Here is a 15189-nt window from a genome sequence, read left to right as displayed (position 1 = left end):
GGAGCGGCCGCAAAGGTGCGTCGCTCAGCGCACGAGCGTCACATGGCCCATGGCCTCCTTGCGATGGCCGCGGTACCGGTCCTTCGCCTTCAGCCGCCAGGCGTACACCCCCTGCACCGCCGGACCTCCTCCGGGACCGGCCCCGGTCCAATGCTCGGTCCAGTCGTTCGTGCGGAACACGGGGCTGCCCCAGCGGTCGAACACGGTGAACTCGTAGTCCGCATCGGCCAGGCCCTGGCCCGAGGGTCCGAACAGGTCGTTCACGCCATCACCGTCCGGCGTGAAGGCATTAGGCATGTAGAGGAAGAAGATGCCGTCGATGTGCACCACCTTCATCACGCTGTCCGGGCAGCCGTACTGGTTGGTCACATGCAGCCACACCGGGTAGTCGCCTTCATCATCCTCGGGGAAGAGCACGATGGGGTCGGGTTCGAAGGCCGAGTCGGGCACGCAGCCCGCACCGAACGACCAGGCCCAGCTCACCTGGAACTGCGACCGGTCGAAGAAGGCCACCTCCGGATCGAGCACGTTGGCGCTCTGCGGGAAGTAGTCGAAATCGGCCACCGGATAGGGGCGGGCGCACACCACCTGCGGGAAGGTGGCCGTGCCCGGGCAGCCCTCGGGGCTGTACACCGTGAGGGTGACGTCGTAGCAGCCCACGTTCACGAAGGTGTTGGTCACCGTGGCGCAGCCCTGCGCGGTGTTGCCGTCACCGAAGTCCCATTCGCACAACGCGCCCACATCGCTCGCGGCGGTGAGGTTGGTGAAGGTGAAGGTGGCCGGGTGGCAGTCCTCGTAACGATCGGGCGCCAGCAGCGGCACCGGGGGCGGATACCAGGCCACGTCCACCGTATCCGCAGCGGCCGGGGTCCCGCATCCGTCGGTGACCACCACGTAGAAGGTGTTCACCTGGCCGCTGGGCGTGTAGGAGAGGACATCACCGGTGCCGATGGACCCGTTGCCCAGCTCGAACCAGGTGAAGGTGTAGGGTGCGCCGATGCCGCCACCGGCCACGGCGCTCAGGTCCGAAGCGGCGTCGATGCAGATGGAGTCCGGCGCGGAGGCCGCCACGCTCAGCGCGGGATACTGGTCCACCGTGGCCGTCACCGGTGCGGAGGTGCAGCCCTGTGCGTCCGTGGCGAACACGGTGTACACGGTGCTCACCAGGGGATCCACGGTGTGCGGACCGCTGCCGACAAGACCCTGGTCCCAGGTGAAGCCGTACGGGGCGGTGCCGCCCACGGCCTGTGCGCTCAGTACGGCCTCGGTGGTGAGGCAGATGGTGGTGTCGCTGGTGGAGGCCACCAGCAGCGGCGGTTCGTTCAGCACCACGACGGTGTCATGGCGGCACCCGCTGGGTTCCACCAGTTCCACGGTGTACGTGCCATCCGCGACGCCCGCAAGCGTTCCGGGCCCGTTCGCGGTCACGGTCTGCTGCAGCAACCCACCGGCATACAGCTCATAGGTCCACGGGGGGCCTGGCGTCCCCCAGGGCGTCACCTGCACGCTGCCATCGGCGAGGCCGAAGCAGCTGGGGTCGGTGAGGGTGATGGCATCGAACCCGAAGGGTGGCACCACCACCACGGTCACCGTGTCCTTGTTCACGCAGCCCTGACCCTGCAGGTCGCTGGTGACCTCGTACACCGTGGTGGCCGTGGGCATGGCCACGGGGTTCGCGCACGGATTGCAGCTGAAGTTGGTGGGCACCTGAAGCGGCGGTCCGCTCAGCACGGTCCAGGTGAAGATGTTGCCGCCGGTGGCCAGCAGCGCCAGGTTGTCGGCGTAGCAGAGCACCGTGTCCTGGATGTTGATCACCGTGCTGGGGAGGATCTGGATGAAGATGGTGGCGCTCACCAGGCCGGTCACCGGGCAGGCGTTGTCCTCGGCGGTCACCGTGAAGGCGGTAGAACTGGTGCCGGGCTGCGCGGTGCCGCAGATGCTCGCTGTGGCCGGGTTCACCCCGGTCTGCACGAAGGTGGCCCCGGGGAACACCAGGTCCACGTTCGAGGTGAGGGTGAGGGAGTCCAGGGGATTGCCATCGCCGAAGACCAGATCCAGGCAGAACTGATCACCCGGGCAGAGCTCCACGCTGAACGGTCCGGTCTGGGTGGCGTCGCCGGTGAGGTTGCTCAACGCCTGCGGACCGTCGGGGATGATGTTGGTGCAGTTGATGACGGTGAACTGCATGTCGCGCATCACCGTGCCCAGCAGGTTGCCGTTGGCATCGTACTCGGCCACCTCCACCACCACGATGAAGTTGCCCGTCTGCGTGGGCGTGAAGCTCACGGCGCCCGAGTTGGGGTCCAGGGTGATGCCCGGAATGGGGTTGGTGCCCGTGTAGCCCGCACCGTAGCCCAACGCGGTGCTGCCATCGATGCGACCTTCGATGAAGGTGTAGACCAGCGAATCCCCATTGGGGTCGTACACCCCGAAGTTGTAGTTCACCGGTTGGTTGAGGCACACGAAGGGGATGGGCTGCGCAGTGAAGACCGGGCTGTCGTTGCAGGGGGCCGTGGCCGTGTTCAGCACCGCCTCCCCGTACATGTCGTCGTTGACGCTGCCCGGAACGTTCACCGAGGTGTTCCGGCAGCAGTCGCTCCAACTGATCGTCCAGGAATTGCAGGGCGGGTTCAGGGTCACGAGCCCCACGTAGTTGTAGGCCTCCATGCCGGGATAGCCGCCGTTGCCGCAGTCGCTCTGGGGCAGGATCGGCGGGCACAACTGGCTGATCTCCTGCCCCGAGCCCGGGCCTTGCTGCAGCGTGATGGTGAAGGACTGCCCGCAGCTGCTCGTCACCTGCACGTCCTCCGTGGCCTGCATGCTGATGCCGCTGCAATCCCGGAACAGGTTCAGGGTGATCTGGAACTGGTTGTTGCCGACGCAGGTGGTGCTGATGTCCACCCCGCTGATGTGCGTGGCGTAGAGCCCTGCAGGAAGCAGCAGCATCACCAGCACGGCGATGATCGGGGCAGCGTGGCGCATAGGCTGGGCGTGAGCGGTGAAGGTAGGAAGAGACCCTCACGCTCCACAGACGCCCGTCCGGCGATGCAGGTTGCCCCGCCAAGGGGGAAGGCCTCAGGCCATGCCACGCTCCAGTTCGGCGCGCAGGGCGTCCATGAAACTGGAGGAAACTCCGCGGCGCAGCAAGCTTCGTGTTGGACCCATTAGGATCCGTCGAAGTCGAAGGGGAGGCATCAGTCCGGCAGCTGTTCCACGCGCACAGAAGTTGGAACAGCGCCGTCAATGGCCTGTAGGATGATATCCCTGTCGTTCGCCCATCCGGAGTATTTCACCACGCCGTCGAGATTGGTGTCCTCGGGCCAGTAACCGGTTGTAGTGTTCGTCGGTATCGACCCTCCAGTCCGGGCAAGCACGGCATCTTGATCATTGAGGGCTCCGGCGAATTTGACCTGTTGCCGTGATGTGCTCAGCTTCGCGTTCCCGGGCCATAGCGCCCACTGAGCCATAGGCAAGGGCATCAACGACCCGCTTCCGAAGAGGGCCGAACCGGGGGACCGCATGTCCAGGTTCAACGCATATTCAGAAAGTGGCACTGGCGCTCCCGTCATGACGCCCAGGTGGTTGCGATGACGGAGAGCCAGGAAGTATGGACCGGGAGCAATATCGAACTTCAGCCATGGGTTCAAGTTCGACGGTTCCCGCACGCTACCGCTCCTGGTGATGAAGGCAGGCTTCGTGTACAGAATGGTGGATGCGTCATTCGGGTCGCGGAGTTCGAGCAGGACCCAATCAACAACATTGGACAGGTCGCTCACTTGATCTGTAAAAACCTGTGGATCCACGCTCAGGCCTGTACCATGGGTAAGTGTGAAGCCCATGGTCGAATACGGCTCCATGAGTGGGATAATGCCCGCTTGCCGGAGATCGTCCCGCATCAGGCAACATTGACCAGGGTCTGGCTCCATCGCACCACCCAATAGCGCGCTCAGGGTCAGAATACACTCCCTCGAGACCGTGCTTGTCGGCTCGATCACGAAGCTGGCGATCACCGTAACGGGTTCCAAGGGTCTCTCTTCAATGATGAGATGCTGACCTTGACCGGTGATCCGGAAGGTTAAAGGTGCGCCCAGTGGGATCGTGTCGCCGTTCCAGATATGGGTCACGAAATAGGGGGGACAGTCCCCAAGCATCACTTCGTGGAAGATCAAGGTATCAGCCGAGCTCAGGTGCAGGGTGTCGTTGAGGAAGGCCAGGTCCCAGTTGGTGCCGTTGGACCTCACGAAAAGATCCCAATACCGATTGCATTTGGCTGCTCCGTCCATCGGGGATGCGTTCAGCACAATGGTGAACATGAGCAGCGAACCGGGGTGTTGAGCACGCAGCATGGAGCATGAAGGTCTAGCGAAAGATAGGGAGAGACCTTGCCGTTCCACAGACGCCCGTCCGGCGATCCGGTTGCCCCGCGGCGGGATAAGGCCTCAGGCCATGCCACGCTCCAGATCGGTGCGCAGGGCGTCCATGAACTTCTCGGTGGTGAGGTAGTGCTCGGGGCCCACCTTCTCCCCGTGGATGCACACCGCGAGGTCCTTCGTCATCTTCCCGCTCTCCACGGTGCGGATGCACACCTGCTCCAGCTTCGTGCAGAAGTCGATCAGGGCCTGGTTGCCGTCCAGCTTGCCGCGGAAGGCCAGCCCGCGCGTCCAGGCGAAGATGCTGGCGATGGGGTTGGTGCTGGTGGGCTTGCCCTGCTGGTGCATGCGGTAGTGGCGGGTCACGGTGCCGTGCGCGGCCTCGGCCTCCATGGTCTTCCCGTCCGGGGTGATCAGCACACTGGTCATCAGGCCCAGCGAGCCGAAGCCCTGCGCCACCGTGTCGCTCTGCACGTCGCCGTCGTAGTTCTTGCAGGCCCACACGAAGCCGCCGCTCCACTTCATGGCGCTGGCCACCATGTCGTCGATCAAGCGGTGCTCGTACACGATGCCGGCCTTCTCGAAATCAGCCTTGAAGTGCTTCTGGTAGATGTCCTCGAAGATGTCCTTGAAGCGGCCGTCGTACTTCTTGAGGATGGTGTTCTTGGTGCTGAGGTAGAGCGGCCACTTCTTGCTGAGCGCGAGGTTGAAGCAGCTCATCGCGAAGCCCTCGATGCTCTCGTCGGTGTTGTACATGCTCAGGGCCACACCGTTGCCATCGAACTGGTACACGTCCCAGGTGGTGGGGCTGCCGCCGTCCTCCGGGGTGAAGGTCATGGTGAGCTTGCCCTTGCCTTTGATCACCGCGTCGGTGGCGCGGTACTGGTCGCCGAAGGCGTGGCGGCCGATGACGATGGGCTGCGTCCACCCCGGCACCAGGCGCGGGATGTTGCTGATCACGATGGGCTCGCGGAACACGGTGCCGTTCAGGATGTTGCGGATGGTGCCGTTGGGGCTCTTCCACATCTGCTTCAATCCGAACTCCTCCACACGGGCCTCATCCGGCGTGATGGTGGCGCACTTGATGCCCACATGGTGCTTCAGGATGGCCTTCGCGCTCTCCACCGTCACCTTGTCGTCGGTCCTGTCGCGGTGCTCGATGCCAAGGTCGTAGTACTCGATGGGCACATCCACATAGGGGAGGATCAGCTGGTCCTTGATCCACTTCCAGATGATGCGGGTCATCTCATCGCCATCGAGCTCCACAACGGGCTTGGTCACCTTGATCTTCGACATCGGTTGCGCTTGGTTGTCAGTGGGTGGTGGTCCGCTCGTCCGGTTGTTCGGACCGGTGTTCCGGCCGCGAAAGTACCCCGCGCGATGCAAGTGCAGGTCGTTCACCGCAGGGACGCCGGGAACGCAACGGAACCGCCACGTTCAGAGGACCACAATATGAACTCCGCTGTACAGCCGCTGCGCGCAGACCAGATATGCGGCGTGAACGAAGAAGAGCAACAGGGCGGTCCTCATTGAGCCCTGGGTCAGGCCTTGATGAGCGGATTCTTGACGCGCAGGCGGGGGAACCGGCTGAAGTCCCGGTCGGCGGACCAGAGCTCACGGACACCATGGCTCAGGCAGATCGCCGCGATGCGCGCATCATGCACCAAGGGGCCTTGCACCTTGGCCTTGCCCAACAGCCCGCGCAGCTCAGGCCAGTGCATCTCGTTCTCCGAAAGGAGCTGCAACGTGGGCGAGGCGAGCCAGGCCTCGATCTGTGCGATGGACTGTTCCGGCGTGCTGGGCGGTGCGTAGATGCGCGGATGCGTCACGATGGCGTGGAACTCATGCAGGCAGGGCCAGGGTATGGCCCAGGCCGCCCTGTCCTCAGCGAGCTGGGTCACCAGGTCCTTGGCGCTCGAATGGAACGACGAATCGCGCCGGTGGGCGAATACCAGAAGATTGGTGTCCACGGCGATCATGCCCCTTCGCCCCTGTAGATCGTATCGCGGACCATCTCCCAAGGAGCATCCTTGAATTCAGGGTTGAGACCGGCACCGCCTACGCTGGCATCCCTCAGCTTGAAGGCGGGGTCACCATGCTTCTCGGCCAGCACCAAGCGCAGACCTTGCTCGATCAGCGCCTTCAACGTGGTCTTCCGTGCGCGTGCATGGCGCTTGGCTTTTTCGAACAACGCCTCCGGTAGTTCGATGGTGGTCTTCATGGGTGCCTGTATCGCCGAATATGGGTGCCAATATACGGCCGGCGACCCCCGTCCGTTCGCCGGTGCGGGTCCGCTCACCCCAGGTCCAGGTCCAGCTCGTCCTTCAGCTTCAGCAGGGCCGGGTTCTTCTCGGCCAGGATGCGGAAGCGGTCCATCGGGGTGTAGCGCGGCCGCAGGTCGGTCACTTCCTCCTTCACCACCTTCAGTTCCAGCCCCGGGGCGTCGAGCTCCTGGCGCAGGAAGGCCATCAGTTCCTGGCCCACCTCGCGGAAGTAGCGGTCCTGCACCTCGTTGAGGATCACGAAGGTGACCAGGTCGGGACCGGCGGACACGGGCTCGTGGGCCATCAGGGTGGCGTGCAGGCTGTTGCGTCCCTCGCGTTTGCGGGCCAGGGCGAAATCCTGCCAGGCCTTCTGCAGCAGCGTCTGCGATACCTGCTTGGGCGGGCCCTTGGTCACCGGACCGCCGGGCTCCTCCACGGTGGTTCCGGCTCCGGGGCGCTGACCGGCCGGGGCGGCCATTTCGCGGAGCGATACCCCGCGCGCCAGCCGCCGGGTCGGGGTCGGGTTGGGGTGCGGGCTCGGGGCCGGCGCTTCGGCAGCGGGGGGGGAGGGCGGGTCCGGAGACCCGCTCTGTGCGGCCCCGGGTGCGGGTCCGGACGCGATGGCCGGGGCGGCGCTCAGGCCACCGGGCTCAGGCTTTTTTTTTTCCGCGCCTGCAGGCACGGTCGCTGGGGCCTCCGCACCGGAGGCGGAGCGGCACAGCTGGATCAGCAGCAGCTCCACCAGCAGGCGCGGGTCCTTGCTGGCCTTGTAGTTCAGGTCGCAGTGGCCCACGCGCTCCAACCCGTTCAGCAGCAGCCGGCGTTCCACCCGGGCCGCCTGCTCCACATACCGGGCGGCCAGCTCCTCGCTCACCTCCAGCAGGCCGGCCGAGCGGGGGTCCTGGCACACCAGCAGGTCGCGCAGGTGACGGCCCAGGCCGGTCACGAAGAGGTGGCCGTCGAAGCCGTTGCGCAGGATGGTGTCGAACTCCAGCAGCACCCCGGGCACATCACCGGCCACCAGCGCGTCCGTCACCCGGAAATAGTGCTCGTGGTCCAGCACGTTCAGGTTCTTCACCACGTCCTGGTAGGTGAGGCGGCGCCCGGCGAAGCTCACCAGCTGGTCGAAGATGCTCAGGGCGTCGCGCAACCCGCCGTCAGCCTTCTGGGCGATGACGTGCAGGGCCTGCGGTTCGGCCTCGATGCCCTCCCGCTCGGCGATGCCGGCCAGATGGCGCACGATGTCCGTTACGGTGATCCGCCGGAAGTCGAACACCTGGCAGCGGCTCAGGATGGTGGGCAGGATCTTGTGCTTCTCGGTGGTGGCCAGGATGAAGATGGCGTAGCTGGGCGGTTCCTCCAGGGTCTTCAGGAAGGCGTTGAAGGCCGCCGAGCTCAGCATGTGCACCTCGTCGATGATGTACACCTTGCGGCTGCCGACCTGCGGGGCGATCTGCACCTGCAGGATCAGGTTGCGGATGTCGTCGACGCTGTTGTTGCTGGCCGCGTCCAGCTCGTAGATGTTGAGGCTGTGCCCCTCCTCGAAGGTGCGGCAGGGGGCGCAGGTGCCGCAGGTGGTGAGGTCGGCGTTGAGGTTCTCGCAGTTGATGGTACGGGCCAGGATGCGGGCGCAGGTGGTCTTGCCCACCCCCCTGGGACCGCAGAACAGGAAGGCCTGCGCCAGATGGCCCGACCGGATGGCGTTCATCAGGGTGCCGGTCACGGCCTCCTGGCCCACCACGGTATCGAAGGTGGCCGGGCGGTACTTGCGGGCGCTGACGACGAAGCGTTCGGACATCGGGCGGCTAAGATAGCCGGGCCTCGCGCGGTGGCCGGGCGGAGATCTCAACAGCGGTGGACAAGGTCCGCCGGGTGGTGGTGGGGCAGGGGCTTGGCGGACAGGCGGAAATGCCTACCTTCGCACCCCATTTCACACCAGGTACCATGACCAACCGGTACGAGACCGTCTTCATCCTTACTCCCGTTTTGTCTGAGGACCAGACAAAGGAGGCGGTCAAGAAATTCAAAGACCTGATCAAAAAAGGCCGTGGCAAGGTCCACCACGAAGAGAGCTGGGGGATGCGCAAGCTCGCGTATCCCATCCAGAAGAAGTCCACGGGCTTCTACCACCTGTTCGAGTTCGAGAGCGATGCGCCCTTCGTGGACAAGCTCGAGACCGAGTACCGCCGCGATGAGCGGGTGCTGCGCTTCATGACCGTGAAGATGGACAAGCACCACCAGGCCTTCGCCGACCGCCGCCGCAACAAGCAGAGCGCCACCAGCGGGGACGACACCGCCGAGCGCCCCGCGCGCCGTCGCAAGGAGGAGAACGCAGACCAACCGAACAGCTAAGCCATGGCCGAGAACAATGCATCCGGGGGCGAGATCCGCTACCTCACCCCCATCGCGATCGAGACCAAGAAGGAGAAGTACTGCCGCTTCAAGAAGCTCGGCATCACGTACATCGACTACAAGGACGCCGATTTCCTGCTGCGCTTCGTGAACGAGCAGGGCAAGATCCTGCCCCGCCGCCTCACCGGCACCAGCCTGAAATACCAGCGCAAGGTCGGCCAGGCCGTCAAGCGGGCCCGCCACCTGGCCCTCATGCCTTACGTGGGCGACATGCTCAAGTGATCCACCCTCAACAGTCATCACCATGGAGGTCATTCTGAAACAGGACGTGGACAACCTGGGCTACGCCAACGATGTGGTGAAGGTGCGCGACGGCTACGCCCGCAACTTCCTGATCCCTCGCGGCCTGGCGATGGTCGCCACCGACAGCGCCCGCAAGCAGCTCAACGAGACGCTCAAGCAGCGCGCCCACAAGGAGGCCCAGATCCGCTCGGCCGCCGAAAAGATCGCCGAGGGCCTGGCCAACAAGACCCTGAAGGTCGCGGCCAAGGTGGGCGAGAAGGGCAAGATCTTCGGCAGCGTCAACACCATCATGCTGGCCGATGCCATCAAGGCCCTCGGCTTCGAGGTGGACCGCAAGAACATCAAGATCAAGGGCGATACCATCAAGACCATCGGCACCTACGAGGCCGAGGTGAGCTTCCATCGCGACGTGGTGCGCAGCATCCCGTTCGAGGTGGTGGGCGAGTAAGCCTGATCACGAACACCGGGAAGGGCCGTCCATCAGGGCGGCCCTTCTTCGTTCCCAGGGATCCGATCCAGGGAGTGGCGAGTGGGGAGTGACGAGTGGCGCGTGCATCCGGGTCATGGAGACTCGCCACTCGTCACTCCCCACTCGCCACTCGTCACTCCCCCGTCACATCAGCACCTCGTTCACCGGCTTCAACGGTGTCGGCACCTCCGGTTCTCCGAGCATCTCCCGCAGGTCGATCTCGATCGTGCGCGTGAGGGCTGTGATCGGTACATCGTTCGCCCCGCCCTCGAAAGGATTCTCCGACGCCTCGCCGATACGCTCCATGAGCATGAATACCCATGACACCAGGGCCGCGAAGGGGATGGTGAGCCACACGAAACCCGAACCCAGCCGGGCGAACTCGCCCAGCATGCCGAAGGGCACCAGCGTGTTGAACAGTCGCACGAACATCAGGTTCACCGTGGCGTACTGCCGGGGATAGGGGAAGTTCTTGATGCGCTCGCATTTGCCCTGCTGCCCATAGAGGTCCACCAGCATGTTCTGCATCTCCACCTGCCTCAGTTCATGCAGCAGGCCGCGCGCGTTCAGTTCGCGAAGGTCCCGGGACTGGCGGGCCAGCAGCTGGGTGGCCACGTTCGCGCGGGCCAGCACCTCCTCCTTCTCCTCCTGGGGCACCAGCCCGTCGATCGCATCGGCCAGGGTATTGCCGTCCTGTTCGTCCACCCTGTAGGCACTGCGGAACTCCCGGTTGTACACCTTGATCATGTGCTCCCAGGCCCGCGGCTGGCGCAGCTGGAACCGCAGGGCGTGCAGCCAGGCGATGTGGCGGTGCACCAGCTGTGTGCGGATGGCCTGCAGTTCAGCCGCGGTGGCCCCGGGGCCATGGACGAAGTCGATGGCCATGATGGCCCAGGACCGGCTGCTGTTCAAGATGGCCCCATAGATCTGCCGCGCCTCCCACAGCCTGTTGTAGCTCGCGTTGTTCTTGAAGCCGATGATGAAGGCCACCGCGGTGCCCACCATCGCGATCGGCACCCACGGCAGGGTGAGCCAGTGCCAGCCGGCCCGATCGTACAGCACGGTCGCGATCGCCGCGAAGATCAGGTACCACAGGATGTCCCGGCGGGTCCAGAGCAGGACCTGGGTGAGGGTGAAGCGGCGTCCGGCGTGCATGCCACGAACTTACTCGCGGCCGGCTTCCCACCTTCGTGGTCGCATGCGCATCGCCCGCGTTCTCCTCCATCCGCTCACCATCCCCCTCAAGGCGCCCTTCGTCACCGCCCTCGGCGCCCTCCACGAGGTGGCCAACGTGGTGGTGGAAGTGCACACCGATGATGGTCGGGTGGGGTGGGGGGAATGCAGTCCGTTCTGGTCGATCAACGGCGAGACCCAGGAGACGTGCCTGGTCGTGGGCCGGCATCTGGCCCGCACCCTGCTGGGCCACCCCGCCGGCGACCTTGAAGGAGCGCATGCGGTGATGGACCGCCTGATCTTCGGCAACAGCAGCATCAAGAGCGCCGTCGACATCGCCTTGCACGACCTGGCCGCGCAAGCCGCTGATCGTCCGCTCTGGAGCCATCTCGGTGGGCAGGATCGCTTCGATCCCATCACCGACTACACCGTGAGCCTGGGCGAGCCCGAGCGGATGGCCGCCGAAGCGGAGGCGGTCGTGGCCGCCGGCTTCCCGGTGATCAAGGTGAAGCTGGGTGGTGCTGGTGATCTGGACATCAGGCGGATCCGGGCCATCCGATCAAGGATCCCTTCGATCCCCCTGCGCATCGATGCCAACCAGGGCTGGGACCCCGACACCGCCATCCGCGTGCTGAACGCGCTGGGCGATGCCGGCATCGAACATTGCGAGGAACCCATCCCGCGCTGGCGCTTCATGGAGCTGCGCCGGGTGAAGGAGGCCAGCCCCATCCCGATCATGGCGGATGAGAGCTGCTGCGACCACCACGATGCCGAGCGCCTCATCGCCCTCGGCGCCTGCCAGCGCTTCAACATCAAGCTCGGCAAGAGCGGAGGCCTGTTCAAGGCCCGCAAGATCATCGCCCTCGCGGCGGAAGCGGGGATCACCGTGCAGGTGGGCGGCTTCCTGGAGAGCCGGCTGGCCTGGAGCGCCTCGGCCGCCCTCGCCTTGAGCGACCCCTGCGTCCGGTACTGCGATATGGACACCCCGCTCATGTTCACGGCCGATCCGGTGAGGGGTGGCATCCGGTACATGGACGGGGGGCGGATCCGCCTGCCGGACGGACCGGGTCTCGGAGCGTCCATCGCCCCCGCCTTCCTGGATGAAGCCCGGGCGGTGGTGGTCAGCTGACCTTGATGGGGGTACGACGCACGCGGCGGCGTTTCACCGGTTGATCCGGTCCGTTCCGATCGCGGTCGTACGCGTCGAACCAAACGCGCGCGGCGTCCCGGTCCTTTTCCGTTCCCACGCCCCAATAGAAGCACCGGCCGACCTCGTACATGGCCTGTTGATCGCCCAAAAGGGCCGCCTTCATGTACAGGCTGAACGCCTTGCCCAGGTCCTTGGGCACGCCAACTCCCTTTTCATGGGATACGGCGAGGTCATAGGCGGCATCTGGAAAATTGCGGTCCGTGGCGCGCTTCAGGTAGCGGGCGGCCACCCTGGCATCGAGCGGGACATGCTTGCCGAACAAATGCCAAGTGCCCAACGCGTATGCGGCTTCAGCATCACCTTCCTCATCCGCCTTGCGGAGCATGTCGACCACTGCGGCAGCGTCGTAGTGACGCTTGCTGAGCATCTGCAACGCTCGTTTCACATGCGGATTCCGCGCGGACATGATGCGAAAGTAAGGGTCATGGCCACGGACCTTTCCAGTTGGGCGGACGTTTGCGTGGGGGCCAACGCCGGAGGTCCGCTTGTTCACCGCCTCGGTCGCGACGCGTACGGGCCTCCCCGGCTTCGTGTCGTTGCCTTGTGCTCTCACGCTTGCCTTTGCGGTGTGGACGAGGAGCCATGGTGCAAAGGAAATGGCGGACAGGAGAAGCATCCTGGCCGATCACCCTGTTGGGAACTCCCGCCGCCGTCCGGGGCGCGGATCCTTCGCCGCGTACCTTTGCGGCCGCAAAACCGCACCCGACCGCGCATGAGCCAGATCTTCGACCTCGACATGATCAAGGCGGTGTACAGCCGCTACCCCGCCCGCGTCGCCGCTGCCCGCAAGGCCGTCGGCCGCCCGCTCACCCTCACCGAGAAGATCCTCTACGCCCACCTGTGGGACGGTGACGCCAAGAGCGCCTTCAACCGCGGCAAGGATTACGTCGATTTCGCTCCGGACCGCGTGGCCATGCAGGACGCCACCGCCCAGATGGCCCTGCTGCAGTTCAGCACCACCGGCCGCAAGCAGGTGGCCGTGCCCAGTACCGTGCATTGCGACCACCTCATCCAGGCCCGCGTGGGCGCCAAGCAGGACCTGCAGGACGCGCTGCTGAAGAGCAACGAGGTCTTCAACTTCCTGGAGAGCATCAGCAACAAGTACGGCATCGGCTTCTGGAAGCCCGGCGCCGGCATCATCCACCAGGTGGTGCTGGAGCAGTACGCCTTCCCCGGCGGCATGATGATCGGCACCGACAGCCACACGGTGAACGCCGGCGGCCTGGGCATGATCGCCATCGGCGTGGGCGGCGCGGATGCCTGCGACGTGATGAGCGGCCTGGCCTGGGAACTGAAGTGGCCCAAGCTCATCGGCGTGAAGCTCACCGGCAAGCTCAACGGCTGGACCAGCCCGAAGGACGTGATCCTGAAGGTGGCCGGCATCCTCACCGTGAAGGGCGGCACCGGCGCCATCGTGGAGTACTTCGGACCGGGCGCCGAGAGCATGAGCTGCACCGGCAAGGGCACCATCGCCAACATGGGCGCCGAGATCGGGGCCACCACCAGCACCTTCAGCTACGACGACAGCATGCGCCGGTACCTTAAGGGCACCGGCCGTGCCGAGGTGGCCGCCCTGGCCGACGCCATCGCCGGGCACCTGCAGGGCGACCCCGAGGTGTACGCCGACCCCGCGAAGTACTTCGACCAGGTGATCGAGATCGACCTGAGCACCCTGGAGCCGCACATCAACGGTCCGTTCACACCCGACCTGGCGTGGCCGCTGAGCAAGTTCGCCGCCGCCGTGAAGGAGAACGGCTGGCCCGCGCAGCTGGAGGTCGGCCTCATCGGCTCGTGCACCAACAGCAGCTACGAGGACCTCACCCGCAGCGCCAGCCTCGCGCAGCAGGCCGTGGACAAGAAGCTGAAGGCGAAGAGCGAGTTCACCATCACCCCGGGCAGTGAGCAGGTGCGCTACACCGCCGAGCGCGACGGCATCCTGGCCACATTCGACAAGATGGGCGGCGTGGTGCTGGCCAACGCCTGTGGTCCCTGCATCGGTCAGTGGGCGCGCCACAGCAATGACCCGAACCGGAAGAACTCCATCATCACCAGCTTCAACCGCAACTTCGCCGCCCGCAACGACGGCAACCCCAACACCCACGCCTTCGTGGCCAGCCCCGAGGTGGTGACCGCCTTGGCCATCGCCGGCGACCTCACCTTCAACCCCATGACCGATGAGCTGGTCAATGAGGAGGGCAAGAAGGTGAAGCTGGATGAGCCGAAGGGCATCGAACTGCCCCCGATGGGCTTCGAGGTGAAGGACGCCGGTTTCGTGGCCCCCGCCGCGGACGGCAGCAGTGTGGTGGTGAACGTGAAGCCCGACAGTGAGCGCCTGCAGCTGCTGGAGCCCTTCCCCGCGTGGGACGGGAAGAACATCACCGGAGCCGTGGTGCTGATCAAGGCCAAGGGCAAGTGCACCACGGACCACATCAGCATGGCCGGCACCTGGCTGAAGTACCGCGGCCACCTGGACAACATCAGCAACAACACGCTGATCGGCGCCATCAACTTCTTCAACGGCAAGGCCAACGAGGTGAAGAACCAGCTCGACGGCAGCTACGGCCCGGTGCCCGCCACGCAGCGTGCGTACAAGGCGGCCGGCCAGCCCAGCATCGTGGTGGGCGACCAGAACTATGGCGAGGGCAGCAGCCGCGAGCATGCCGCCATGCAGCCGCGTCACCTGGGCGTGAAGGCCGTGCTGGTGAAGAGCTTCGCCCGCATCCACGAGACCAACCTGAAGAAGCAGGGCATGCTGGCCCTCACCTTCAGCAACGAGGCCGACTACGACAAGATCCAGGAGGACGACCGCATCGACTTCACGGACCTCACGGCCTTCGCGCCGGGCAAGCCCCTCACGCTGGTGCTGAACCACAAGGACGGGTCGAAGGACACCATCCAGGTGAACCACACTTACAATGCCCAGCAGATCGAATGGTTCAAGGCCGGCGGTGCGCTCAACATCATCCGGGCGCAGCAGAAGGATTGAATCACGACGATCAGGGATGGCCGTTCGCGGCCGGCCCGTTACTTTCGCCTCGTTGCCGGACC

The 15189-nt window shown here is 65.1% G+C and carries 13 protein-coding genes; 5 read left to right on the top strand and 8 right to left on the bottom strand.

What is annotated here, in order from left to right; all coding sequences use genetic code 11:
• Positions 1-24: 24 nt before the first annotated feature.
• The 6 genes from IPM49_06775 to dnaX all read right to left on the bottom strand — a co-directional run bounded on the left by IPM49_06775 (position 25) and on the right by dnaX (position 8432).
• Positions 25-2982, bottom strand: a complete 2958-nt coding sequence (locus IPM49_06775) for a gliding motility-associated C-terminal domain-containing protein (protein ID MBK9274227.1) — start codon at positions 2980-2982, stop codon at positions 25-27.
• Positions 2983-3194: 212 nt separating this feature from the next.
• Entirely contained in the window at positions 3195-4346 is a 1152-nt protein-coding gene (locus IPM49_06770) for a hypothetical protein (protein MBK9274226.1), read from the bottom strand.
• 93 nt (positions 4347-4439) lie between these two features.
• Complete coding sequence (locus IPM49_06765) at positions 4440-5666, bottom strand: isocitrate dehydrogenase (NADP(+)) (GenBank protein ID MBK9274225.1); 1227 nt, start codon at positions 5664-5666, stop codon at positions 4440-4442.
• 245 nt (positions 5667-5911) lie between these two features.
• Positions 5912-6349 (bottom strand): PIN domain-containing protein, encoded by a 438-nt coding sequence (locus IPM49_06760; protein MBK9274224.1) that lies wholly within the window; start codon positions 6347-6349, stop codon positions 5912-5914.
• Positions 6346-6591, bottom strand: coding sequence for a DUF2191 domain-containing protein (locus IPM49_06755; protein ID MBK9274223.1), 246 nt, complete (start codon positions 6589-6591; stop codon positions 6346-6348). The genes IPM49_06760 and IPM49_06755 overlap by 4 nt, the downstream gene beginning before the upstream one ends.
• Positions 6592-6665: 74 nt before the next feature.
• On the bottom strand, positions 6666-8432 hold the full coding sequence (gene dnaX / locus IPM49_06750) for a DNA polymerase III subunit gamma/tau (protein ID MBK9274222.1): 1767 nt from the start codon (positions 8430-8432) through the stop codon (positions 6666-6668).
• 146 nt (positions 8433-8578) lie between these two features.
• On the opposite strand from dnaX, the gene IPM49_06745 reads away from it, so the two are divergent.
• From IPM49_06745 to IPM49_06735, 3 genes are read left to right on the top strand one after another with little or no spacing between them, the layout of a single operon-like run.
• Complete coding sequence (locus tag IPM49_06745; GenBank protein MBK9274221.1) at positions 8579-8986, top strand: 30S ribosomal protein S6; 408 nt, start codon at positions 8579-8581, stop codon at positions 8984-8986.
• A gap of 3 nt (positions 8987-8989) precedes the next feature.
• Positions 8990-9268 (top strand): 30S ribosomal protein S18, encoded by a 279-nt coding sequence (locus IPM49_06740; protein ID MBK9274220.1) that lies wholly within the window; start codon positions 8990-8992, stop codon positions 9266-9268.
• Between the two features lie 22 nt (positions 9269-9290).
• Entirely contained in the window at positions 9291-9737 is a 447-nt protein-coding gene (locus IPM49_06735) for a 50S ribosomal protein L9 (GenBank protein MBK9274219.1), read from the top strand.
• A gap of 165 nt (positions 9738-9902) precedes the next feature.
• Here the strand turns inward: IPM49_06735 and IPM49_06730 are convergent, their stop codons facing one another.
• The gene (locus tag IPM49_06730; GenBank protein ID MBK9274218.1) at positions 9903-10913 is read right to left on the bottom strand and encodes a multidrug transporter; all 1011 of its coding nucleotides are present in this window, start codon (positions 10911-10913) and stop codon (positions 9903-9905) included.
• A gap of 43 nt (positions 10914-10956) precedes the next feature.
• On the opposite strand from IPM49_06730, the gene IPM49_06725 reads away from it, so the two are divergent.
• Entirely contained in the window at positions 10957-12060 is a 1104-nt protein-coding gene (locus tag IPM49_06725; protein MBK9274217.1) for a dipeptide epimerase, read from the top strand.
• Here IPM49_06725 and IPM49_06720 read toward each other — a convergent pair.
• Positions 12053-12466, bottom strand: a complete 414-nt coding sequence (locus tag IPM49_06720; protein ID MBK9274216.1) for a sel1 repeat family protein — start codon at positions 12464-12466, stop codon at positions 12053-12055. The two genes, IPM49_06725 and IPM49_06720, sit on opposite strands and share 8 nt — an antisense overlap.
• Positions 12467-12877: 411 nt before the next feature.
• Between IPM49_06720 and IPM49_06715 the strand changes: the two genes are divergently transcribed.
• Positions 12878-15127, top strand: coding sequence for an aconitate hydratase (locus IPM49_06715; protein MBK9274215.1), 2250 nt, complete (start codon positions 12878-12880; stop codon positions 15125-15127).
• The last annotated feature ends 62 nt before the right edge of the window (positions 15128-15189 follow it).

Source organism: Flavobacteriales bacterium (assembly GCA_016715895.1).
Lineage (GTDB): Bacteria > Bacteroidota > Bacteroidia > Flavobacteriales_F > PHOS-HE28 > PHOS-HE28.
This window is presented reverse-complemented; position numbering and strand designations above follow the sequence as displayed.

Excerpts from the sequence above, each read along its gene's own strand:
- IPM49_06735 (MBK9274219.1), top strand. The coding sequence starts at position 9,291 with ATGGAGGTCATTCTGAAACAGGACGTGGACAACCTGGGCTACGCCAAC.
- IPM49_06770 (MBK9274226.1), bottom strand. The coding sequence starts at position 4,346 with ATGCTGCGTGCTCAACACCCCGGTTCGCTGCTCATGTTCACCATTGTG.
- IPM49_06715 (MBK9274215.1), top strand. The coding sequence starts at position 12,878 with ATGATCAAGGCGGTGTACAGCCGCTACCCCGCCCGCGTCGCCGCTGCC.
- IPM49_06765 (MBK9274225.1), bottom strand. The coding sequence starts at position 5,666 with ATGTCGAAGATCAAGGTGACCAAGCCCGTTGTGGAGCTCGATGGCGAT.
- IPM49_06720 (MBK9274216.1), bottom strand. The coding sequence starts at position 12,466 with ATGCTCCGCAAGGCGGATGAGGAAGGTGATGCTGAAGCCGCATACGCG.
- IPM49_06760 (MBK9274224.1), bottom strand. The coding sequence starts at position 6,349 with ATGATCGCCGTGGACACCAATCTTCTGGTATTCGCCCACCGGCGCGAT.
- dnaX (MBK9274222.1), bottom strand. The coding sequence starts at position 8,432 with ATGTCCGAACGCTTCGTCGTCAGCGCCCGCAAGTACCGCCCGGCCACC.
- IPM49_06730 (MBK9274218.1), bottom strand. The coding sequence starts at position 10,913 with ATGCACGCCGGACGCCGCTTCACCCTCACCCAGGTCCTGCTCTGGACC.
- IPM49_06725 (MBK9274217.1), top strand. The coding sequence starts at position 10,957 with ATGCGCATCGCCCGCGTTCTCCTCCATCCGCTCACCATCCCCCTCAAG.
- IPM49_06740 (MBK9274220.1), top strand. The coding sequence starts at position 8,990 with ATGGCCGAGAACAATGCATCCGGGGGCGAGATCCGCTACCTCACCCCC.
- IPM49_06755 (MBK9274223.1), bottom strand. The coding sequence starts at position 6,591 with ATGAAGACCACCATCGAACTACCGGAGGCGTTGTTCGAAAAAGCCAAG.
- IPM49_06775 (MBK9274227.1), bottom strand. The coding sequence starts at position 2,982 with ATGCGCCACGCTGCCCCGATCATCGCCGTGCTGGTGATGCTGCTGCTT.
- IPM49_06745 (MBK9274221.1), top strand. The coding sequence starts at position 8,579 with ATGACCAACCGGTACGAGACCGTCTTCATCCTTACTCCCGTTTTGTCT.